The sequence below is a fragment of the Sphingobacterium sp. MYb382 genome (assembly GCF_037572665.1).
Lineage (GTDB): Bacteria > Bacteroidota > Bacteroidia > Sphingobacteriales > Sphingobacteriaceae > Sphingobacterium.
The window spans coordinates 389,218-411,574 of sequence record NZ_JBBGZT010000012.1 but is presented as its reverse complement, the minus strand read 5'-3'; the positions used below and the strand labels follow the sequence as shown (position 1 = coordinate 411,574).

18 protein-coding genes and 4 tRNA genes are annotated in these 22,357 nt (G+C 41.2%); 12 read left to right on the top strand and 10 right to left on the bottom strand.

The features are described from left to right. Positions 1–3 precede the first annotated feature (3 nt). The 4 genes from mgtE (at position 4) to WH223_RS06880 (ending at position 3,432) form a co-directional block, all read left to right on the top strand. Positions 4–1,383 (top strand): magnesium transporter, encoded by a 1,380-nt coding sequence (gene mgtE / locus WH223_RS06895; protein ID WP_340046808.1) that lies wholly within the window; start codon positions 4–6, stop codon positions 1,381–1,383. Between the two features lie 119 nt (positions 1,384–1,502). Next, positions 1,503–1,576 (top strand) — tRNA-Asn (locus tag WH223_RS06890). A 562-nt stretch (positions 1,577–2,138) separates the two neighbouring features. Then, a tRNA-Asn gene (locus tag WH223_RS06885) sits at positions 2,139–2,212 on the top strand. 359 nt (positions 2,213–2,571) lie between these two features. Further along, the gene (locus WH223_RS06880; protein ID WP_340046807.1) at positions 2,572–3,432 is read left to right on the top strand and encodes an HD domain-containing protein; all 861 of its coding nucleotides are present in this window, start codon (positions 2,572–2,574) and stop codon (positions 3,430–3,432) included. A gap of 162 nt (positions 3,433–3,594) precedes the next feature. Here the strand turns inward: WH223_RS06880 and WH223_RS06875 are convergent, their stop codons facing one another. Continuing rightward, positions 3,595–3,963, bottom strand: coding sequence for a winged helix-turn-helix transcriptional regulator (locus WH223_RS06875; RefSeq protein WP_340046806.1), 369 nt, complete (start codon positions 3,961–3,963; stop codon positions 3,595–3,597). A gap of 113 nt (positions 3,964–4,076) precedes the next feature. Between WH223_RS06875 and WH223_RS06870 the strand changes: the two genes are divergently transcribed. Further along, positions 4,077–4,667 carry an NAD(P)H oxidoreductase gene (locus WH223_RS06870; protein WP_340046805.1) on the top strand — a complete coding sequence of 197 codons (591 nt, stop codon included), beginning with the start codon at positions 4,077–4,079 and terminating at the stop codon, positions 4,665–4,667. Between the two features lie 338 nt (positions 4,668–5,005). On the opposite strand, the gene WH223_RS06865 is transcribed toward WH223_RS06870, so the two are convergent. From WH223_RS06865 to WH223_RS06850, 4 genes are all read right to left on the bottom strand, one after another. Next, entirely contained in the window at positions 5,006–6,019 is a 1,014-nt protein-coding gene (locus tag WH223_RS06865; protein WP_340046804.1) for a hypothetical protein, read from the bottom strand. Between the two features lie 274 nt (positions 6,020–6,293). After that, the gene (locus WH223_RS06860) at positions 6,294–8,603 is read right to left on the bottom strand and encodes a multicopper oxidase domain-containing protein (protein ID WP_340046803.1); all 2,310 of its coding nucleotides are present in this window, start codon (positions 8,601–8,603) and stop codon (positions 6,294–6,296) included. Positions 8,604–8,657: 54 nt separating this feature from the next. Beyond that, positions 8,658–9,494: a DUF3347 domain-containing protein gene (locus WH223_RS06855; RefSeq protein WP_340046802.1), complete on the bottom strand. Its 837-nt coding sequence runs from the start codon at positions 9,492–9,494 to the stop codon at positions 8,658–8,660. A 95-nt stretch (positions 9,495–9,589) separates the two neighbouring features. Further along, positions 9,590–9,973, bottom strand: a complete 384-nt coding sequence (locus WH223_RS06850; RefSeq protein ID WP_340046801.1) for a hypothetical protein — start codon at positions 9,971–9,973, stop codon at positions 9,590–9,592. A 292-nt stretch (positions 9,974–10,265) separates the two neighbouring features. On the opposite strand from WH223_RS06850, the gene WH223_RS06845 reads away from it, so the two are divergent. Both WH223_RS06845 and WH223_RS06840 read left to right on the top strand, forming a co-directional pair. Further along, positions 10,266–10,339: transfer RNA gene (locus tag WH223_RS06845), tRNA-Asn, on the top strand. 55 nt (positions 10,340–10,394) lie between these two features. After that, positions 10,395–11,315 carry a PfkB family carbohydrate kinase gene (locus WH223_RS06840; protein ID WP_340046800.1) on the top strand — a complete coding sequence of 307 codons (921 nt, stop codon included), beginning with the start codon at positions 10,395–10,397 and terminating at the stop codon, positions 11,313–11,315. 268 nt (positions 11,316–11,583) lie between these two features. Here the strand turns inward: WH223_RS06840 and WH223_RS06835 are convergent, their stop codons facing one another. The 3 genes from WH223_RS06835 to murB form a co-directional block, all read right to left on the bottom strand. Next, positions 11,584–11,829, bottom strand: a complete 246-nt coding sequence (locus tag WH223_RS06835) for a cytochrome b5 domain-containing protein (RefSeq protein ID WP_340046799.1) — start codon at positions 11,827–11,829, stop codon at positions 11,584–11,586. Between the two features lie 17 nt (positions 11,830–11,846). Next, complete coding sequence (locus WH223_RS06830; protein WP_340046798.1) at positions 11,847–12,359, bottom strand: RNA polymerase sigma factor; 513 nt, start codon at positions 12,357–12,359, stop codon at positions 11,847–11,849. Positions 12,360–12,629: 270 nt separating this feature from the next. Next, on the bottom strand, positions 12,630–13,640 hold the full coding sequence (murB, locus tag WH223_RS06825; protein WP_340046797.1) for a UDP-N-acetylmuramate dehydrogenase: 1,011 nt from the start codon (positions 13,638–13,640) through the stop codon (positions 12,630–12,632). A gap of 107 nt (positions 13,641–13,747) precedes the next feature. On the opposite strand from murB, the gene WH223_RS06820 reads away from it, so the two are divergent. After that, a complete protein-coding gene (locus tag WH223_RS06820) occupies positions 13,748–14,359 on the top strand; it encodes a TetR/AcrR family transcriptional regulator (protein WP_340046796.1) in 612 nt (203 codons plus the stop codon). Here the strand turns inward: WH223_RS06820 and WH223_RS06815 are convergent. Next, the gene (locus WH223_RS06815) at positions 14,356–15,327 is read right to left on the bottom strand and encodes a YpdA family putative bacillithiol disulfide reductase (protein WP_340046795.1); all 972 of its coding nucleotides are present in this window, start codon (positions 15,325–15,327) and stop codon (positions 14,356–14,358) included. The genes WH223_RS06820 and WH223_RS06815 overlap by 4 nt on opposite strands. Beyond that, a complete protein-coding gene (locus WH223_RS06810) occupies positions 15,320–17,509 on the bottom strand; it encodes an FUSC family protein (protein ID WP_340046794.1) in 2,190 nt (729 codons plus the stop codon). Before WH223_RS06810 ends, WH223_RS06815 begins: the two co-directional genes overlap by 8 nt. A 302-nt stretch (positions 17,510–17,811) precedes the next feature. Between WH223_RS06810 and WH223_RS06805 the strand changes: the two genes are divergently transcribed. The 4 genes from WH223_RS06805 to WH223_RS06790 all read left to right on the top strand — a co-directional run bounded on the left by WH223_RS06805 (position 17,812) and on the right by WH223_RS06790 (position 22,185). Next, positions 17,812–20,385, top strand: coding sequence for a phosphoenolpyruvate carboxylase (locus WH223_RS06805; RefSeq protein ID WP_340046793.1), 2,574 nt, complete (start codon positions 17,812–17,814; stop codon positions 20,383–20,385). A 78-nt stretch (positions 20,386–20,463) separates the two neighbouring features. Beyond that, the gene (locus tag WH223_RS06800; RefSeq protein ID WP_340046792.1) at positions 20,464–21,009 is read left to right on the top strand and encodes a hypothetical protein; all 546 of its coding nucleotides are present in this window, start codon (positions 20,464–20,466) and stop codon (positions 21,007–21,009) included. Positions 21,010–21,159: 150 nt separating this feature from the next. Then, positions 21,160–22,038 carry a Ppx/GppA phosphatase family protein gene (locus WH223_RS06795; RefSeq protein WP_340046791.1) on the top strand — a complete coding sequence of 293 codons (879 nt, stop codon included), beginning with the start codon at positions 21,160–21,162 and terminating at the stop codon, positions 22,036–22,038. A 63-nt stretch (positions 22,039–22,101) separates the two neighbouring features. After that, positions 22,102–22,185 (top strand) — tRNA-Leu (locus tag WH223_RS06790). Positions 22,186–22,357: the final 172 nt, after the last annotated feature.

The window sequence follows — 22,357 nt, the reverse complement described above, 5'->3', positions numbered from 1 at the left end:
TTTATGGAAGAACTAGAGATGCAGGTCGAACTCATTGAAGGGTGGGTGGAGCAAGGGGATATAACGGCGCTCCAAGATTATTTAAACGAACAAAATATTTCAGATGTCGAAGAACTGATTGATGAGCTTCCCGAGCATGCCGCTTTGTTTATTGAAACCCTCAATATCAATCGTGCTGTCCACGTATTTGGAATCCTAGATTTCCCAACCCAAGAACGTATCTTCAAGAAGCTTTCTGCAGGCAAAGTCAGAGAGCTGATTAATGAGATGCCACCCGATGATCGTACCTCTTTTTTTAGTGAGCTGAAAGGCGACGTCGTGAAGCATCTTATCATCATGCTTTCGCCCGAAGAACGTAAAGAAGCACTCTCCCTTTTAGGTTACCCAGAAGACAGTGTCGGACGTCTAATGACACCCGATTATATTACTGTAAAAGCACACTGGAACATCACCCGAATTTTAGATCATATTCGTCGCTATGGTAATGCCTCGGAGACCATCGATGTCTTGTATGTTATCGATGCCGATGGTAAGCTTGTTGATGATATTCGGATTCGTGATATACTCATCGCCGACCCAAACACGGAGGTCGGTGACTTGATCGATAGCCGACTGATTTCTTTAAATGCCAACGACCCTCAAGAGGAAGCTGTGAACGTCTTCCGTATGAACAATCGGGTTGCCCTTCCCGTGGTTGATGAGCAAGGCATCATGTTGGGGATTATTACCATCGATGATATTCTTTGGGTAGCGAATGAAGAGTACACGGAGGATATCCAACGAATCGGGGGAACCGAGGCTTTGGATGAACCTTACCTCGATGTGTCGGTTTTTCACTTGGTAAAAAAACGCGGCGGTTGGTTGATTGTTCTTTTTCTTGGACAACTATTCACGGCTTCCGTAATTGAACATTTCGAAGGACAAATGTCTAAGGCTATTTTCCTGATGGCATTGATGCCGCTGATTATGTCGAGTGGTGGTAATAGTGGATCGCAAGCTTCGACACTTATCATCCAAGCGATGGCTTTAGGAGAGGTGACACTCGCCGACTGGTGGCGCGTTATGCGTAGAGAGATTTCATCGGGACTTTTTTTAGGTCTTATCCTCGGCGTACTTGGATTTATCCGTATTGCTAGCTGGGAGCTCTTCTTAGACGCTTACGGTGAGTATTGGGCATTGGTAGGTGTCGTCGTGAGTTTGTCGCTTGTAGGCGTTGTATTGTGGGGCTCCTTGACAGGGTCCATGCTTCCGTTCTTGCTTCGTCGCTTAGGTGCGGATCCAGCGAGCTCTTCCGCTCCGTTTGTCTCGACTTTAGTCGATGTGACGGGCTTATTGATTTATTTTACCATTGCTACATTGATATTGGGAGGAATTCTCCTTTAAACGATAAAAAAATCCGCTTGGATGTGAGGAGGTTGCATTTTTGTTCGTCAAAATATTTGGAGAGCTCATTTAATCTTCCGATAATTGCATCACCGAAAGGGAATAACCAAACGGGAAATTCCTGAATAGCTCAGTTGGTTAGAGCATCTGACTGTTAATCAGAGGGTCGCTGGTTCGAGCCCAGCTTCAGGAGCAAAGCGCTTTTCTTCACGGAAAAGCGCTTTTGTTTTTATAGCCATTTTTTAGCGAATCCTACTTCATCCAAAATATCATCCATCTTTAGTTCGCCAAACATAGCGCTGCTGCTGACTCTTCAAAAATCTATCAGCCCTGCTGCTTTCAACTTTTGGCGCATGCACCTACGCTTTAGGCAAAGTCGTGAACGTCCGACTTGCGGTCAAAGCGGAAGTCTCTATCCTTGTCCAACTATTTTTCAAGATTGGTACTTCTTCATTTGGACAATCCTCCTTGATGTCTCGTGACTAGGATAAGTATGATAGGCGCGCTAGGGACTATTCGACATGCTGTTTTTTTCGAGGTTTACAGACGATAGGAGAATATCGGGGAATCTTTCCGTGAAATTCTTCAGGGAGGTCAAAAAAAAAATCAAAATATTGTTTGATCTATGTTTTAAGCTATCAGGGAGTTGCTGGTTTTAGACAAGGAAAAGTGAAAAATGTCGTTAAAAATATTTGGAGAGTTCATTAAATCTTCCGATACTTGCATCACCAAAAGGGATTAACCCATCGGGAAATTCCTGAATAGCTCAGTTGGTTAGAGCATCTGACTGTTAATCAGAGGGTCGCTGGTTCGAGCCCAGCTTCAGGAGCAAAAAAACGCTTTTCTTAATTGAAAAGCGTTTTTTGTTTTATTTGGTTTTCTGCACCAAGCAGAATTTTTAAATCCCATGTAAGCCTTCATCAACTTCGCTTTAACGTAAAATTGTTTAATGGCTTCCAAAGCGATATTATAGCTTCATCGTGTATACAGATTTACTTTTTTACGTTTGAGGACATATCAACCAGCTCTTGTCTTTATGTAAGCTAGTTTAAGGCGCTCTGCCTAGCTTTTAATGGTTAGGTTATCTTTGTTAGTGTAAATCTATAGATGCGCATTAAAGCGAGGATATGGCTTGATTCTGGCGTATACTCCTCGTCTTACTTTTTAAAACATTATATATTTGTAGTTATGACGTTAAATGATAGTTTTTACGGTAGTTTCGAAATTGAAGATGTATTGGCTGACCTCATCAGTTCAGCGGCAGTTCAACGTTTAAGAAATGTTCATCAAGGAGGAGCTATCTTTTTGGTTTCGCCCACTGTTGCGCACAGCAGGTACGAACATTCAATTGGCGTTATGCTTCTTGTCCGAAAGTTAGGCGGAAGTTTAGCCGAACAGATTGCGAGCCTTCTGCATGATATTTCGCATACTGCCTTTTCCCATGTTGTTGATTATGTGTTGAAACAGCAGGGCGAAGATTACCATGAGCAAATTTTTGATGAAGTAATCGCAAAGTCCACTATACCGGCTATCCTTGCCAATTATGGATTTACGACCGACTTACTCAATGATGCTAAGCATACCTTACTGGAGATGCCTCTGCCGAACCTTTGTGCCGATAGGATAGATTATACGATACGCGATTTATACCATGCTAAGTTGGTCAGTCTGGATGAAATACATGATTTTGTTGCTGATTTAGGCGTGCAAGAGGGTAAGATAGGGGTTAAGAGCGAAAGGATGGCTTCTTGGTTTACGCATACGTATCGACTACTCAATGATGCGTATTTCAGAAAACCCGAGCATGTCTTCGCTAATATCCAGTTTGCTAAATTAATTGCCCACGGATTGGATCAAGGTATTATTGTGTTATCGGATTTATGGGGAGATGACCCAACCGTGTTGGCGATGATGAAATCAGATGCCTACCTGAACGGAGCGCTTGAAAAAATTAAAAACCTGGATGGCTTCGAGGCTTTCTTGAAAGCTGAGACAGCTGCTAGCTTCAAAGAAAGGGTAATCAATCCGATGATTATTAACGCTCTTTAGAACAGGATGCAGATTAAGACCTTACGGTAATAGGGTAGGAATCCTCGGAATTGCTGTGAGGGTTTGCTTTATTCAGATTGAGGAAGAAACCGTAGGAATTAGTCTTGTTGTATTCTTGTTTTTTGTCCGTCTTGCAAAGATTGCGAGCACATGAAGAATGTATTAAGAATCTTTTTTTGCATTTGAATCCATGACCTGCTGTCCCCATTTTTCCAGCTCCTTGATAACAGGTTGCAATTTTTTTCCATTTTCTGTAAGCTCATATTCAACCCTCAATGGGACTTCAGGGTAGACGATTCTATTTACAAGGCCATTAGCTTCAAGCTGTTTTAGATGTAAAGTGAGCATTCTTTCCGTCACGTTGGGTAAACTCTCTCTAAGTTGTCCGAACCTTAATTTTCCTTCTAATAGAACACAGCAGATTGCTAGAATCCACTGACCTGATATCAATTGAATAGCAAATATTTCCGGACAATTTTCGCTGAGGAATTTCTTGTTTTCTTGGTTGGTAGAAGTTTGTTTTACTGCCATACGTACATTATTGTGTGTTCCTTACAATTCGGTGCTAATATACAGGAATTGTGTTATTCAGGGTAAATTTGTGCATTCTTTTACTGTATTAAGAAAGAAGTAAGGTAATTATTATGAAAAAAGTACATTTTATATGGGCGCATCCCAGAACGGATTCGCTGACGGCACAAGTTGTTAATTCAATGAAAAATCATGCTGAAAAAAATGGGTTGATGGTAAGCGAACTTGATTTATATCGTGCAAATTTTAATCCAACCTTATACGAGATAGATGAGCCACGTTGGAATGATCCAAACTATCAATATTCAGAAGAAGTAAAAGACCTTTTTGAAAACCTGAAGGGGAACGATACTTTGTTTATTGTTTTTCCCGTTTGGTGGTATTCTTTTCCTGCTATTCTAAAAGGGTATATTGATAGGGTATGGAATTATGGCTTAGCGTATGGTGATGGCAATAAGCTGCCGATTGATAAAATCCGATGGATTGCTTTAACGGGAGATGTACAAGAATCTTTCGAAAGAAGAGGGAATGACAAGCATATTAAACACTTAGTGATTGATAGTTTATCATCATACTGTGGGGTGAAGAATGCCGAAGTGAAATTTTTGTATGACACCATAGGTTTTGAAGGTGAGAGAGGTCAGGATCATTTTGATGATCTTTTGAAGCAGGCTAATGAGGTTGTTGAGGAGATTTTAGATTAAATAATTGAAAACCTCTTAATTGAATTTTGTTTTTGATGTGTCGTCGGATAAACTAATTTTAACCGCTTATCTAGGTCGACACATTCGCAATGTGATTTTTTTGATTGATCTACCGTTAGAAGTAGGAGGTTTCCGTCTGTTAATCATAGGAACGAAATGGCAGTTGGTTTACGTAAATCTTAAATAGAAGAGACGCTTTCTTTAGGGAAAAGTGTCTCTTCTGTTTGGTAGTACTAAAAGGCTACATTAAACCTTCGCTAGTACTTGAAGTAGTTTTAACGTAAAACTGTTTAAAAGTTTCCATGTGCTATAATCGTGTGCTCGTATATCGTACATATTTACTTCTTCTCGTTTAAAAATGCACCTTGCTCTTCTAATCTTTGTTTAAGCTGATTTGCTTCAATGAGGTTGGCGCCTAAGTATAGATTAGCTGTTACACCCTGATGCAAATCCATCACACGCTCTAAAGCGAGGAAACTACCCAATGCCGTAAGGTGTGCCTGTCCCTTAGGGTAGATAAGCTCTTTGTGTAGGTTCTTTGTATTTCCGTGCTGGTCTTTGCCTGATATCTCTATGACGATATCATGTGTTAATGGTTTCCCCGCTTTGGTACCATGGCTATCACCTTCGGTCGTATAGAATCGTATAGTGTCCGCATTTAGTGCATTTTTAAGACTTAAGATATCGGCAATCGGAAAAGCATAGCCTTCATAAGGATGACCATCTAAGGTTTGCAGGCTGTAGTATTTCTCTTCATCCGTTTTCAACCAGCTATAGTTGCCCTTGTCTACCGCTATCGAATAAGGGTTTAAGGCAAATATTGCTTTTATCTCTTCCTCACCCGACTCCTGGCCAATTTCATCCCGAGTATCGACAATAGCCGTTATTTTTACGGCATCTATTTTTTGGAAATCCTTTGCATAAGCTATGGTTAGCGCATCCGCAATACCACCCATCCATTGACTAGACAGGACGACTGCGGCCTGCTGCGGATGGTTTACATAGCAGGCTAAGGCCATGCCCATCTCAGCAACACTCGCTGAAACGGTAACATAAGGGATGCCCTTGCGCTGTGCATAGCTTTGAGCATTATAGGTTGTATCGTTCGTGTAAGTTACTACTGCCGAAAATTGCACGTCTGCGGGAATGTTTAAATCAGGCTGCTTTAAATCTATAGCTATAGCCGTCACATTTTTGAAATCTTCAAGTAGCGTTTTCGCTTTCTCGGGATTGCGCCCTCCTACAACCAAAGGAATCGATGGGTAATAATCCTGTAGGATAGCAACCGCTTTGGAACCTACAGAACCGTAGCCGCCAATAAGTAGTATGGGTTTTATAGCTGTTTTTGTCATATCGTGCATCTTTAATGATTTTTATGTTGGTTAAACAAGGCTTTCTTAGGCCCTGATCTGTAATCCGGATGTTTATTCCAGTTCAACAAAAGTAGCGCGATAAGTAGGAAGGTCGGTTTCTTGAAAAGGTCAACTTTGCTTTCCCCGGAGGCTCAGTAGGCTATGCTCGGTGGTCTTAGCGTTGTGCGGTCGGTATTCGTGTTAGGCAGGAATGTATTAATAAGCCTTAAAACAAAGAACGCTTTTCAATATTGAAAAGCGTTTTTTATAAAGTTTAGTAATTTATGGCGAGTCCTACGCCGAAGCCCATATCACTATCATAGTGGGCACGAATACCTACCTGACGGGTGAGGATGTAGCTTAGCGCCCCCATGTATTCCTTATCGGTATTGACCATGAAGGCCCCACGTAGTCGTTTAGCCAGTGGGATGTCATCACGCAGTAAGGATAAGCGAGCGGTACCATCATGGTATACTTCAGCTTGGAAGTTTACCAACATTGGTAGGGTATAGCGGAAACCTAAGGTAACAGCCGAGCGTTGGTCTTTACGGTTCACCTGTCCGAACATGTTTTTCTCATGCTCATCGCGTCCCAGCCTACGGTAGCGCCAGTCGAAACCGATGAAAGGCATAAACCACTGCATCTGTCCGATGTAGCGGCCCAGGTGTGTTTCCACTTCGTATCCATTCTCCTTATTATAGCCAAGGCGCCATTCACTGGTTAGGCTCCATCGCGCATTGTGTATCATGGCCTGTCCATCATTTCCATTGCTGGCGAAGTCGTTTTGAATTAAGAAAGCCGGCATATTGCTTTCCATTTGCAGCATTTTGTAGGCTTTAGCTTTATCATGAAGCAAAGGGTTTTGATAATCGCCAACAGCCAAAACGCGATTCATACCTGCCATCATGTGGTACAGGATATGGCAATGGAAAAACCAGTCGCCTTCTTCATTGGCAAGAAACTCGATAGTGTCCACCTCCATGGGCATAATGTCGAGTACATTTTTGAGTGGTGATTTTTCACCCTGCCCATTGATAACCCTAAAATCAAAACCATGAAGGTGCATCGGGTGGCGCATCATCGAGTTGTTGTATAGCGTGATGCGCAGTACTTCCCCTTTTTTAACTGGAATTTTATCCGATTCAGCGAGCACACGGTTGTCCATACTCCACACATAGCGGTTCATATTTCCCGTGAGGGTAAATTTTAAGTCACGCACAGGCGCAGAAGGAGGAAGCTCCGTATTTTCTGTTGCACGAAGCATGGCATAATTGAGGGTAACAAGGTCTGTAGGGCTGGCGCTATGTCCTTCATGGGGGCTGTGCGCATCCATTCCGGTCATGCCTTCCATTTTATCCATTCCAGCCATCGGCTGGTCATGGTTCATTGTTTTTTTCTTTTGTTTGCCGGGGCCTGTAATTTCGGGATACATCACGTTATTCATATCCATCTGCTGCAGGCTCATCTGCATACCCATATCGTCCATGTCGCCATTCATCTTCATCATGTTGTTCATCATCTGCATACCATCGAAATATTTGAGGTTAGGCAGCGGAGCGAGGGCTATTTTTGTGCCATTGCCCATAAAGTAGCTTGCCGAATGTGTGCGGTCTTCCGTGGTTGCCATAAACTCATAAGCTTTACCATCTTCCGGAATAGTGAGAACGATGTCGTATGTTTCAGATACCGCAATAATAAGTCGGTCGACGGCTACAGGCTCCACATCGTTACCATCATTGGCAACGACGGTAATCTTGCCGCCAGCATAGCGCAACCAGAAGTACGAGGAGGCGCCACCGTTGGAAACGCGTAAGCGTACCTTATCTCCAGCTTTCAAGGTCTTCCCGTCGATAGCTTTGATATCCGTAAGCTGTTGGCCATTGATTAGTATTTTATCGTAATACACATCGCTGACATCCATAGCGAGCATGCGCTTCCATTCGTTTTTTATTTTAGTCTTTAAGCGACCTTCGCTTATTGCTTCAGCATAGCTCTGTGTGGCTCCTTTCTTTATAGCCGCCCAGTCATTTCCATTGCGCAGCATCCGTTGCACCGTTTCGGGCTTTATATTTGTCCATTCGCTGAGCATCACGGGGATAGTCGGCAGGTCGTCGATACCTTTACGGAAACGTTTATCGTCCTTCTTTTTTAAGAAGACTAGGTTGCCATACATGCCTATTTGCTCTTGAAAGCCCGAGTGGGAGTGATACCAATGGGTACCATTTTGTATAACGGGAAAGCGATAGGTATAGCTTGTGCCTGCCGGAATCGGATGTTGGGTGAGGTGTGGTACTCCATCTTCGCGATTGGGAAGGAACACACCATGCCAGTGTAAGGAGGTGCTTTCTTTTAGTTGATTGTGGACGACTATTTCGGCCGTATCACCTTCGGTAAAGGTGAGTGTGGGCATCGGAATTTGTCCATTGACGGCTATTGCTCTTTTTTCTTTGCCGCCATAGTTAACCAAGCTGTCTTTGACATAAAGGTCGTAGCGAACAGTTTTCTGCGCAAGTACACCCGTAGTCGTTAATAGCAACAGCAGGAAGAGCAGCAAATCTTTAAGGCTGTTCTTTCGTTGTATCATGATTTTATAGCTTGAAAAAAGAGGATAGCTTAGGCCATCCTCTTTTTTGTTATTTTACTTTAGTGTTTCTACTGTTTTTCCACAGCTAAGCATTTGCGAGCCGAAATACGGATTTTTTACCGCGCTATCTAAGCTTAACCAGTTGCCGCCTTGTCCACCATTGAACATTGGACAGTGCTGGTAGTAGATAGGAGATGCTGTTTTCGATACTTTCGCTAACGTGTATAAGTTGTTTGACACATTCGTAAAAGCCTTGCGCTGCGCTGCAATATCCTTAGCATTCACAAGACGCTCTACATCTTTGCTGAAGTTTTTATAAACTTTAGTCCATACCGCTTGCTCAGCCGTATTTAGCGAGCCAGCAGAAACGGCGTTCGTTGCGGTTAGCAGGTCTTTAGCTTTAGCTGCTGCGGTATTCGCATCCGACTGTACTAAGGCATCTTTTACCGCTAGGTAAGATGTTAACAGTGTTGCAAAAGCACTTGTCGCTTGTGTAGCTTCATCACTATGCACTTCGCTTGCTGTTGCTTGTGCTGGAGGAGCATCAGCTGCAGGACGGTCATATTGGCAACAAGCATGTAGCTCTTTGTATACGGCATTGGACGCTTGGAAGCCTTCATTGTCATAGCCTACAGCAGCAATGCGTTTAAGGATTTCCGCTTTGTTGGTCTGTTTGCTATCGTATGTTAGCGTTGCCTGTTGCTGTTTGCTATCCCAGGATACCTGCGCAACATTAGCTTCATTGCCTGCTGTTTCGATATTTTCTTTGCACATACCACAGCTACCATATACTTTAACTGTTTCAGTAACTTGATTTTTTATTTGAGCCATGCCCGTTGCAGCAGATAGGGTCAATGCTGCAAGCATGATTACTTTTGATAATGTTTTCATGAATTTGACTTTTTGTAATAAATAAACAACAATAATAGACGAAAACAGTTTTCATGCTTTCGTTTAGACGTAGTTATGGCTAGCAAGCCATTTTTCTAGCCTATTTTAGGAGGTAGCCAAATAGAGTTGAAACCCGCCGTTAAATCGGCAGCTTCATGCAAGGCTTGTTGCTTACTATGGATAGGAGGATAGGCCAGCCATGTGAATAGCAATACCGGTGTAGGTACAGCAGGGCTGACGCAGAGGTTACGGCATTGACAAGGTTTACCTTTGCAGGCGTCGGCACAATCTTCACCATCGGGGTGGTTATGTGTCGTGCAGCTTTTGTCAATAACTTTTGTAGGCTTTTCTTTTTCGCAGCTTGTTGTTGGTTTATCTGTCGCCATAGCTTCATGGGAAGACCCACAAGCCAGACTCTGGGAAGTTGGCGCTAGCGCAAAACCCAATAATAACAACAATATGTATAGATAGCCTTTCATTCTACTGCATACGAAGGTATATAATTTTTTTAGTGAATTAAAAATATTAGCGGCGCTTATTATCTGCGTAAAGCAATAATTACAAAAAATAGGGGTAAAGCCAATTTTTGGAGGTATAGGTTGTTCGCGGTCGCCCTTCTTCCGGATATCTATTAAATAGGCTATAGCGGTAAGCTTTTAGGAGTCATATTGATTATTTATTTTTTTTGAAATATTTTTTGAATAAATAAAACAAAGCTTTATCTTTGTATCACTTTAGAAAAAGGGCGTTATCGTTCTCTAAAGTTGAAATTCCTGAATAGCTCAGTTGGTTAGAGCATCTGACTGTTAATCAGAGGGTCGCTGGTTCGAGCCCAGCTTCAGGAGCTTAATTTTAACCGGCTAATAAGCCGGTTTTTTTTTGACTAAAAATTTAGAAACCATGAGTTTAGTTATAGTTGGTACGGTTGCTTTTGATGCTATTGAGACGCCGTTTGGAAAAACGGACAAAATTGTCGGTGGAGCAGCTACTTATGCTGGTTTGGCTGCATCTTACTTATACGATAACGTAAAGTTAGTATCTGTAGTCGGTGAAGATTTTGGCGATGATAATTTAGCAATTTTAAGTAATAAAGGAGTTGATGTAGAGGGTATTGAAGTTGTTGAAGGCGGTAAGTCGTTCTTCTGGGCTGGAAAATATCATAACGATATGAATAGCCGTGATACGCTAGCTACTGAATTGAATGTATTAGCCGATTTCGACCCTAAAGTTCCTGCTTCTTACCAAGATTGTGAGTACCTACTATTAGGTAACTTAACGCCTCAGGTACAAATGACTACTTTAGACCGTTTGACTAACAAGCCTAAATTGGTGGTTTTAGATACGATGAACTTCTGGATGGATGTTGCTTTGGAAGATTTAAAAGCAGTATTGAAGCGTGTTGATGTGTTGACTATCAATGATGCTGAAGCACGTCAGTTATCTGGTGAGTATTCATTAGTGAAAGCAGCTCAAGTTATCTTGGAGATGGGCCCTAAATATTTAATCATCAAAAAAGGAGAGCATGGCGCTTTATTATTCGGTGAAGGACAGATTTTCTCTGCTCCAGCATTGCCTTTAGCAGATGTATTCGACCCAACAGGAGCAGGCGATTCTTTCGCTGGTGGGTTTATCGGTTACTTAGCAAAAGTGAAAACTATTAACTTCACAAACATGAAAAATGCAATTATCTACGGATCGGCATTAGCTTCATACTGTGTAGAGAAATTTGGTACAGAGCAATTACAGAACTTAACGGACGAAGAAATCAAAGGTAGAATTCAACGTTTTATTACGTTAGCAAGATTCGAAATTACCGAATAAGTAAAGCAAAAGTATTCCGGTTATCTTGTATAAGAAATCGGATATAGATATAAGGGATGTATAAAGCATCCGCAATTAGAGGGTTGATGATAATCAATCCTCTTTTTTTGTGTTTATTTTCTTTCTTCTTCCGCCGACAGGCGAAAAAGTAAGCATGCTAAAGGGGTTACCAAAGGTGAAGCTTCATGAAGATAGAAGGATTGGGCCGCCTAGTAAGGGGAGGCCACAAAGTAAGTGTTGAGATTAGCGTTATCTGTCGACACTAATCTCAAGCTAACTTGCCTACGATAGGGAATTTAGCGAAGACATAGTCTGAATGTGGCGCATCGGCCAATTCAGGTGTTAAATCTTGACCTGCCCAATGTTCATAATGCTTCCCGTTCCGCCAAAGTCTACTGGCAGAAACATCATAAATAATACCATTAAAGCATACCCAGATTTCTGGTTTGTCTTGTCCGTTACGAAGTGCGAGTTGCGACTTACTATAGGAGGGAAGTAGTTCGTTATTGTCCACGTCCCAAAGATACTGGTTTAGTCACCGAATTGATAAGCAGTCAATGTTTTTTTCATGACTTTTCGGGCAACATGTATTCTTGTTTTTACAGTTCCTATCGGAATATTAAGATGGTCAGATATCTCATGATATTTGTAACCTTCAAAATGCATTGTAAATGGAATGTAATATTCTTCCGATAAATTAGCTAGAGCCTGATTGATGTCGTCCATAACAAAGCGATTTTCTCCAACGTTTTGAGATGCCGAAACGACGAGGTTGGCACTGGTAATTTCTTCTTCTTTGCTGATAAAAGAATTCGTTTTAATAATACGGCGGTAATTATTGATGAAGGTGTTCTTCATAATAGTGTATAGCCAGCCCTTCAAATTTGTCCCCTCTCTGAAGTTTGTAAAATAAGTTACCGCTTTAAGTAGGGTGTCCTGTACCAAATCGTTCGCATCATCCTGGTCCCTAGTGAAATTTTTTGCATAAGCCCTTAGCGATTCAGATTGCTGGATAATTAAGGTGTTAAATTCTAGTTTGTTCATGCCAGATTCGAGTTAAAGTTTACAATAAGTTCAACAGAATTAATCTCAATTCACAGAATACGGTTGTAAATCATTTTTCATGAAATACGGTTATGCTAGATATTATGCAAATGGCGTGCTAGAAATTTATGAAATTTATTTTTTTAAGTTAAAATATTATTAACTATTCGTTATAGTTAACATATTTTTAAGAAATACGCATTTTAAACGCGCTGGAGGGGGAATAAAAAGAGGGTTTTCCACAGATGCTATTCACAAATGTGGAAAACTTTAGAGTATGTTGACTTCTCTTTCGAGTGTTACGTGAAACTTTTCAAATACATCGTTCACTATTTTGGACGAGGTGTCGTAAATTTCAGAACCTTTGGCATTTCCTAAGTTGGTGATTACTAAGGCTTGGTTTTTCCAGGCTGCTACCTGTCCATCTACTTTGCCTTTCCATCCGCAACTTTCGATAAGCCAGCCTGCTGCTAATTTAACGGTGTTTACGTCCATTGGATAGTAAACAATATCGGGGAACTCCTGTTTTAAATTGTTGAAAACTTCTACATCAATGATTGGGTTCTTGAAGAAGCTTCCTGCATTTCCTATTTGGGAAGGGTCAGGTAGTTTTTCAACACGGATATGCGAAACAACCTCCGCTATATCTTTAATAGTAGGGTCTGTTATATTACGTTTAGCTAACTCGGCATTGATGGCACCATAGGAACTATTGATTTTGTTTTTCATCCCTAACTTATAGGTTACGGAGGTGATAATAAAACGTCCTTTATAAGTACTCTTAAAAATACTATCGCGGTAAGTGAACTGACAATCTTCATTTTTGAAGGCTGTGAAGGTTCCTGTGTGGGTATCGAATGCTTGACAGGAGTGGAAAATATTCATCAGCTCTGTGCCATAAGCACCAATATTTTGAACAGGAGAGGCGCCAACTGTACCTGGTATTAACGCTAAGTTTTCTAGGCCTGCAAAATTATGGTCAATACAGTGCCACACCAAATCGTTCCATACGACACCAGCTTTCGCCGTCACATAGATATTATTGCCTTCAATAAAGTGGCTGATCCCTTTATTCGCCATCAGGATGATGAGTCCTTCGTAATCTTTGGTGAAAAGTACGTTGCTACCGCCACCCAAAACAAAGAATTGCGTATCGAAGTGACCAGCTTCAAAAAGTTTTTGTAAATCTTGTTCTTCTTCTATTTTGATAAACGTTTTGCAGGATGCTTGTATGCCAAAAGTGTTAAAAGGCTGTAAAGAAACGTTGTTTTGGATGTTCATTGCTATTTTATATTGACTATTTCTTTTTAAAGTTCAAAGAAATGAATAACTTTATCGATAATCACGTAAAGATAGTATAAAACCTCAGTTATATAAAGTAAAATATCATGCCCAAAAATGTCGATATCAAAAGAGCAAAGATTTTAGATGTGGCGAAGAAGCGTTTTGCGCACTTTGGAATGGCTAAAACAACCATGGCCGAAATCGCAAAGGATTTGTCCTTCTCTAAAGCACTTTTGTATTATTATTTTCCGGATAAGCATAGCTTATACACGGCTGTCATGGAGCATGTAATCAACGATATGATGCAGAAGGTTGAAAACTACTTGACAACCATCACCACGGTAGAAAAAGCCGTTATCTTTATGATAGAAACACGCATGGATACCTTTAGAGAGAACTACAACCTCTTCGAGTATTCGTCTTCCCTTTTTATGCAAAATCCGAGTGAGATGTATAAGAATTTAGGACCTTTCTTCGAGAAAGAGCGTGATCAATACTGTCGTATTTTACGTATCGGTATACAGAATGGCGAAGTAATTGATGAACAGGTCGATGAATCGGCTGAACTGTTGCTCTTCGGTTTAATGGGGATGCGTGCTGGTGTATTGAGTAAAGGTGTAAATAGTTTTCTTTTTCCTTCTCCCAATGACTTTGATCGCATCTTGAGTAAACAGAAGCGACTAGCTCATATTTTCTTACGAGGCTTACGTCCTTAATTTTTCTGCGCTAAAATAGACGTTATAATTTGTGTCGCGTGTACTCTTGAATTTTCAATAAACCATAAATGGGTATTGAGGCCTCCGCATACCACACCAGCTAAGTAAAGACCTTCAATATTGGTCTCCATCGTTTCTGGGTTGTGCTGTGGAATCATTGGTGCCTCGGCAGGAATATGAATACCCAACTTACGTAAGAAAGCGAAGTTGGGCTGGTAGCCCGTCAGCGCAAGCACAAAGTCATTGGCTAGCGTAATAGGGCCTTGTGGACCATTGATGACCACATGGTCCTCGGCGATGCTTGCTAGCTCACTCTCATAGTGCACCGAAATAGAACCCTCGGCAATTCGGTTTTCAATATCAGGCTTTACCCAATATTTTACACGCGGACTTATTTCTTTACCACGGATGACAAGTGTTACCTCAGCACCTTTGCGGTAGGTTTCTAGTGCTGCATCGATGGCCGAGTTGCTCGCGCCAACCACCACGACACGCTGATTACTGAAATAATGAGGGTCATTGTAATAGTGGTATACTTTAGGAAGCGATTCTCCAGGAACTTGCAACGGCATCGGGATGTCGTAAAAACCTGTAGCCACGATAACCTGTTTAGCTAAGTAGGTGTTTTTTAGACTTTCCACGTGGAATATAGATTCTTTCTTCGTTACCGATTGTACCTCTTCAAAGAAATGGGTATTCAATGCATATTTTTGATGAATACGGCGATAGTACTCTAGCGCTTCGGCACGTTTAGGCTTTGGCTGTATACTCACAAAAGGAGTTCCGCCAATTTCCAATAGCTCCGATGAAGAGAAGAAAGTCATGTTTATCGGGTAATTGTATAAAGAATTAACCAAACATCCTTTTTCCAGAATGATATGTGATAGACCTGCCTCTGTGGCGGCAATAGCACAAGCGAGGCCAATGGGGCCTGCACCTATAATTAATACATCAAATTCTTTATCCATGCTGTACCTGACTGAGCGTAGGCTTAATTTCTGCCTCCACGGTGCTTGTAATCTGTTGCGTTACTTTGGACAAATCTCCTGATATTTTGCTTAAGAACTGTAATTGTTCGGTAATTAAATTACTATTCTCATCTTCAATTTCAGGACCTTCCTTGCGTTCAGGAAAATCTTTGTTGCCCACAAAGATGTCAGCGTCATTTTGTGGAAGAATAAGGATAGCTTTCTCCAATTCGTTGAGCGTCTTTTTCAAGAGTTTCACGTGGTTATTGTTGAAAGCCTCTTGATTAGCTTCATCAACCTGTGCCAATAAATTGGCCGAGTAGGAGGAGAAGATATGACTCAGGATAACGAAACGGTTGACATCCTTGGTGTATTTTTGTTGCCATTTCGGCTCTGTCAGCATGCGCTGAAAAGTAGAGCCCATATTCGCCGAGCAGATGTATACCTCTTTTCTAGCAAGCTTATACTCCGTTATCGATAGTTCTTTGCCTGCTAGCAGGTCGATAGCCTGTGCGATGTAGCGGTAGTTGGCCACCAATAGCGCGCGCATGCTACTTCTAAATTGAGAGTTCTCCCAGTTCGGAAATATAAGGTAGTTCGATAGAAAGGCGATAGCGCCACCCAAAAACGTATCTACAATACGTTCTTGTGCCATTTCAAAGGTGTTCATACCATTGAAGCTAAGCATAATCAATACGTAAGGCGTCATAAACAGAACGGCCACGATATAATTCACGCGGAACATGCTGTAGGCCGTCAAGAAGAAGAAGATAAGCAAGATAAAGCGTATGGTTTCGTCTTGAATAGTGATTAATACAACAGCACCAATTACACCACCCAGTAAGGTGCCAATCAAACGTTGAACATTTCTTTTCTGCGTTAACCCGAAACCAGGTTTCAGAATAACCATAATAGTCAGCAAGGTCCAATAGATACCATACTGATTGAAGTTAATCAAGTTTAACGTCAGGTAGGTTCCCGACAATACAATAGCCATACGCAGGGCATGACGGAAAACCGATGACTCAAAACTTAAGTTACTACGGAATTTTTTCCAGTCGATTTGGTCGCGCGTAATAAATTGAGAAGCCGAGTCTAGCTCTTGTTTTGGTATCTCCGAAATTTTTGAAGCACTATAACTATAGATGCTGTCTAGATATTTAACGATAGTCCGGATGTTGATAATAATCTTTTTCAACGGCATCGTGTTTATTTTCTCTTCTTTTTCGAGCTTATCAACTGCTTGTTTAAGCGCTGTAATATCTTGGTCTAGGTTGTATATAGATTTCGGAATACGGTTGGCATTGATGGCAAAGGCGATGTTATCCATCTCTGTGGTGATTTTTAAGACCACATTTTTGAATTGCAGCATAATTCCCGATGCTCCATATGCTTTATGTATAGCATTGTAATCGTACTGCGTAGACATGCTTTGCTCGAACAAATCGACCATATCCGAGAATATCAAGGTTAGAAACCTACCAATTTTAGTTGTATCTTTAATAGATCGCTTGCTACGAAACAAGATATCGCGTACCGTCTCTTGATGAGCATGTACTTCGACTTGTTTCTCAATCAGCTTGAGATAGTTCTCATTAAAATCAATGCGTGAATCGTAGAAATTAGCTTTTAGGCGGATATAGTTGGCGACATGCCGAATAGATTCCGATAGCTCTTGCTGTGCCACGCGGTAGGGACGGAAATGGATTAACGACATACTAATCACCATGTACCAACAGGCACCAATCGTGATATATAGTAAGTACATCCACTGTTCTTCACCCGACACATCCGAACGAATGTTGATAAGCATCATTAGTGTAGACATCGAGCCTACCGTTGCTGCCCGCGCATTGAAAACGGCAAGCATAGAAAATGAAAAGCTTAGTAGAGCGATACCAATAGTCGTCAAAGAAACCCAATGGTTGATGCTCGTTATAATCACGAAGCTAGCCATGGAAAGGCCCGCTGTAGATAGCATGCCTAAGCGACGATGGGAGGGGGCACCAGGTGTATCCGACATACCAACAAGCAGCGCACCTAAAGAAATGAAGGTACCGATGTGGAAGTCGCCAAAGTAGGCACAAATCAACACAGGAACGATACATCCAAATGTGATTTTTAAGCCTTCTGAAAAGTATTGACTATAAAAGAAGTTACTGATTTCTTTGGTCCTGTGCATAGCCTGATTAACGTCACCTAATATAACAATGTATAACGAAAGATATTTGTTCAAAAATACGAAAAAAAATAGACCATTGCTGTAGCATTCGCGCCACAGCAACTTATTGAGAAACGTGATGCTAAAGATATATTTATAAAAATGTATTGCTTATGTAAATATTTTGTGTTTTTTATAATAAAACTATATTTTTTGTACATGTTTTTTAATTTAAAATTGGTTTAAATGTGATTATTGTATAATTTAGTGCGATTTTGATTTTCAAAATTGCTAAACCATCTGATTTTTCTATTTCTTAAACTATGAAAGTAAGTCAAAAACAATCAGTCTTCCATAATGAAGTGCTCACCCGTTTTGATCTCTATAAAAGTTTGTTCTTAACGCTACCTTTTCAGCGTGTGCAACATACAGGGACCATTCTACCTTTTTTTACAACACATTGTGAAAAAGGTATTGAAGAGCATTTAACGCCAGAGGCGATTATTGAAAGCTTCTTTGGACAATATGAACAATATGTGCAAGAAGAGGATCGCTTAGATTTTCTTTTCAGAATCGTTCAATATATTGAGCGTCAAGTTGTTTTGTTTGATGCGGTCGAGGATTCAGCCTTCTCTGCGGTAGGCAAGAATGAAGACGCTGGTAAGTTGCAGTCGCTATTCCAATCGGCGAATGATAACCCAGAGCTCAAAGAAAAAATTGTCGATAAACTACGCGATTTCTCCGTACGTCTTGTATTGACGGCACACCCTACGCAGTTTTATCCAGGACCGGTATTATCTATCATTACCGACCTTATTGCGGCATTGAAGTCCAACGACGTTTCTGAGATTCAATTGCTATTGCACCAATTAGGAAAGACTCCATTTATTAATAAAGAAAAACCAACACCAACGGATGAGGCAGCTAGCCTTGCTTGGTTTTTGGAAAATGTATTCTATAAAGTAGCGTCCGAAATTCAATCTAAGATTGATAGCGAGCTGGAAGTGCCCGTGGAAGATGTGAAGCAGCTTATTGAGTTGGGCTTTTGGCCAGGTGGCGACCGTGATGGAAATCCAAACGTTACCGCCAAAAATACTAGAGAAGTCGCTACCATGTTGCGCACCATCTTGTTCCGTTGTTACTACCGTGATTTTCGCGTCGTAAAACGCCGTATCACCTTTAGAGGGGTAGAGAAGTATTTAGATATTCTTCAAAACCTATTCTATGAAAACAGCTTCAACCCACAAGAGAATCCACAGGATGAAACCGCTAAAATCTTAGAAAACCTTAACGCTATTAAAGAAGTGTTGAAGAAAGACCATGACGGTCTATTTTCTGAGCTTGTTGAAGATTTAATCCGCAAGGTGGTAACATTTGGTTGTTACTTCACCACATTGGATATCCGTCAAGATAGCAGCATTTTGCGCAACACGTTTAATCACTTAGTGACTAATCACAAAGAAACAGGCGTAAACCTTGAAAAAGTAAATGCTAGCGAAGAAGGTAAGCAAGAAGCTATCCCATTCTCTGAGCTTAGCATAAGCTATAAAGAGGATGCTGACTCCTTGATTGTCGATACACTAGATGTTATTGAATTGTTGAAAAGCATTCAGAAGTCGGGTAGCGAGCGTGCGGCACAGCGTTTCATCATCAGTAACTGCCAGCAGGCATCCGATATTTTGGGCTTAGTGCAGTTGTTCTTATGGTCGGGATGGAAAAAAGACCAGCTATCGATAGATTTCGTTCCACTTTTTGAAACCGTAGATGATTTATCCCGCGCAGCGGATGTGATGCGTACGCTATATGCTAATGAAAATTATGCAGCACATATCAAACGCCGTGGCAACAAGCAAACGATTATGCTTGGCTTCTCCGATAGTACCAAAGACGGTGGTTATTTGATGGCCAACTGGTCTATCTATAAAGCGAAGATTGAGCTTACAGCGATAGCGCGCGAATTTGATGTAGACTTAGTATTTTTTGATGGTCGTGGTGGCCCGCCAGCACGTGGTGGTGGTAAAACACAGAAATTCTACGCTTCCATGGGGCGTGAGATTGCCAACAAGCATATCCAACTGACGATTCAAGGACAGACAATTAGTAGTCAATACGGTTCCTTAGAAACAGCACAGTACAATATAGAGCAGCTGTTGCAAGCAGGTATGATTTCCGAGTTGCAGCAGAAAGAAGGCGATACATTGACGGCTAAACAGAAGTCTATTATCGACGATATGGCGAAAGAAAGCTATACCAAGTTTATGAGCCTACGTAAAAATCCGTTGTTCTTAAACTACCTAGAGACGCTAAGTCCATTGAAGGAGCTTTCGGAGATTAATATTAGTAGCCGTCCCGTGAAACGTAACTCCGGCAAGGAACTTCGTTTAGAAGACCTTCGTGCCATTAGTTTTGTTACCTCTTGGAGTCAGCTGAAACAAAATATTCCAGGTTTTTATGGTGTAGGTACCGCTTTACGTTGGGCCGAGGAAAACAACCTATGGTCTTATGTGAAAAACCTATATGAAAGCTCTGGTATGTTCAAAACGATAATTGACAACTGTATGATGTCGATGACGAAGTCCAACTTCGATATCACAGCCTACATGCAGTATGATGAGAAATTCGGTGAATTTTGGTTGATGTTGCGTGATGAGTATGAGCTTACCAAAGCCTATGCATTGAAGTTAAGCAATTCGGATGTGCTTATGGCCGATTATCCAATTGATAGAGCTTCAATTTTGGCGAGAGAGAAAATTGTACTACCGTTATTAACGATACAACATTACGCAATTCGTAGCTTGCAGTATAAAGAGATTGCTCCAGAGAAGGAAGGCGCTTATAGAAAGCTTATTGCGCGCACAATCTACGGTGTAGTGAATGCAGGTCGTAATTTAGCCTAATTAGGGCATATAGATTTGTTTATTTTAAACTTTGAATCGAATATTTTGTTATTTTTGTAGCATCAAAATAGTAAAGAGATGAAATTAAATACTTTATTTGTTGCAAGTGTATGTGCTGCGGCCCTATTTGCTTCTTGTAACCCAAAAACGGCGACAGAGAATCAATTGAAATATACGCACACAAGTTTGGCGGATGGTGATGCTTTTCACTTTTTCCAAGTTGTTGGTGGTAAATTGGTTTTTGAAGCTGATTACGCTGCATCTGTAGAAAAATCTGCGAGCTCCGATAAGGATAAACAACTTGCTGCAAAAGTAAAAGAGGTTTATGGTGCAATCTTACCTGTTTTTGATAGTTTAGCAACAGCAAATCAAGTAGACTTCCCAATCAAAGGAGCTGCTAAATTTACAGAGGTAGCTGCTGATTCTACGCATGCTGCAACAGCACACACGGCTGACTACGCACAACATGTTCAACATGAAACAGCGGTTGTAAAAGATTTATTCGAAAGATTAAGCCACAACACAAACGTAGGTCTACGTAATTTTGCTGCTGAAAACTTAGAGAAAATAGCAGAAATTTATACCCTTGCTGGTGGTAAAGCTGAGGCGCACGCGCACCACTAAGACCAACCCGCAAAACAATATTGAAAAGGAATGTAATGAAAATTACATTCCTTTTTTTGTATAATTATTTCGACTTAATATTATGTTAATATTTGTTTGCTTATAATTGTGTGAGATTAATTAATCATTACTTAATAAAAACATAAATCAGTGAGATACGGAGCTATTGATATCGGTTCAAATGCGGTTAGGTTGTTAATCGCTGAGATAAATCCAGAGAAACAACCCATAGGCTTTAAAAAAGAAGCACTTATCCGTGTGCCTTTGCGCCTCGGCGATGATGCTTTCATCCATCAGCATATTTCAAAACCTAAGTTTGAAAATATGGTGAAGACGATGCAGGCATTCCGTAATCTGATGGATGTATACCGCGTGACCAATTATATGGCTTGTGCCACTTCAGCCATGCGTGATGCCGACAATGGACAGGATATCGTAAAAGCTTGCCGCCAAGTAGGGGTAGATATACAGATTATTGAAGGCGCTAAAGAAGCCGAGATAATCTACAACAGCCACCTAGGCGCCCATATGGAGGCCAATAAGGTGTATCTCTATATTGATGTAGGTGGTGGTAGTACCGAAATATCTCTTTTTGCCAACGGCATCTTGGTCGCTTCGCGTTCCTTCAATCTAGGGACCATTCGTATCCTCGACAATCAGGATAAACCTGAAACTTGGGACGATATGAAAACTTGGGTGCGCGACAAAACCAAAATCTATAAAGACATCTACGGCATCGGTACCGGTGGTAACATTAATAAGTTATCAAACATCGCCAATGATAAAGCCGACAAGCCGATGTCTTACGCTAAGTTGAAGGCAATCTACGAGCATCTAAATAGCTATTCACTCAAAGACCGTATCCATGTGTTGGGGTTAAAGCAGGATAGAGCCGACGTAATTATCCCTGCTGCAGAGCTGTTTTTGACCATTATGAAGGTCGGACATCTCAAAAATATTGTGGCTCCACGTGTCGGTTTAGTCGATGGGATAATTCAAACTTTGATAGCTAGAGACTTACAGAAATAATTGCCTAAAGGCGGTAATTTCCTTTTGTATTGTCGTTAAATTATATATTTTTGTGCATCACCAGCCCAGGTGGCGAAATTGGTAGACGCACCATCTTGAGGGGGTGGCGCTCGTATGGGCGTGGCAGTTCGAATCTGCTCCTGGGCACTCCAAAAAAACGGACAAATCTTTAAGGTTTGTCCGTTTTTTGTTTTATAAAATATACTTATTTAGTTGGGCGCTCCGCTAGGGGCACTTTTAATAGTACCCCTAGCGTCGGGCTTTCCGCACTCGCTTTTGTCCTTCCGCTACCGCGAAGGCCAAAGAGCTCAAACAGATG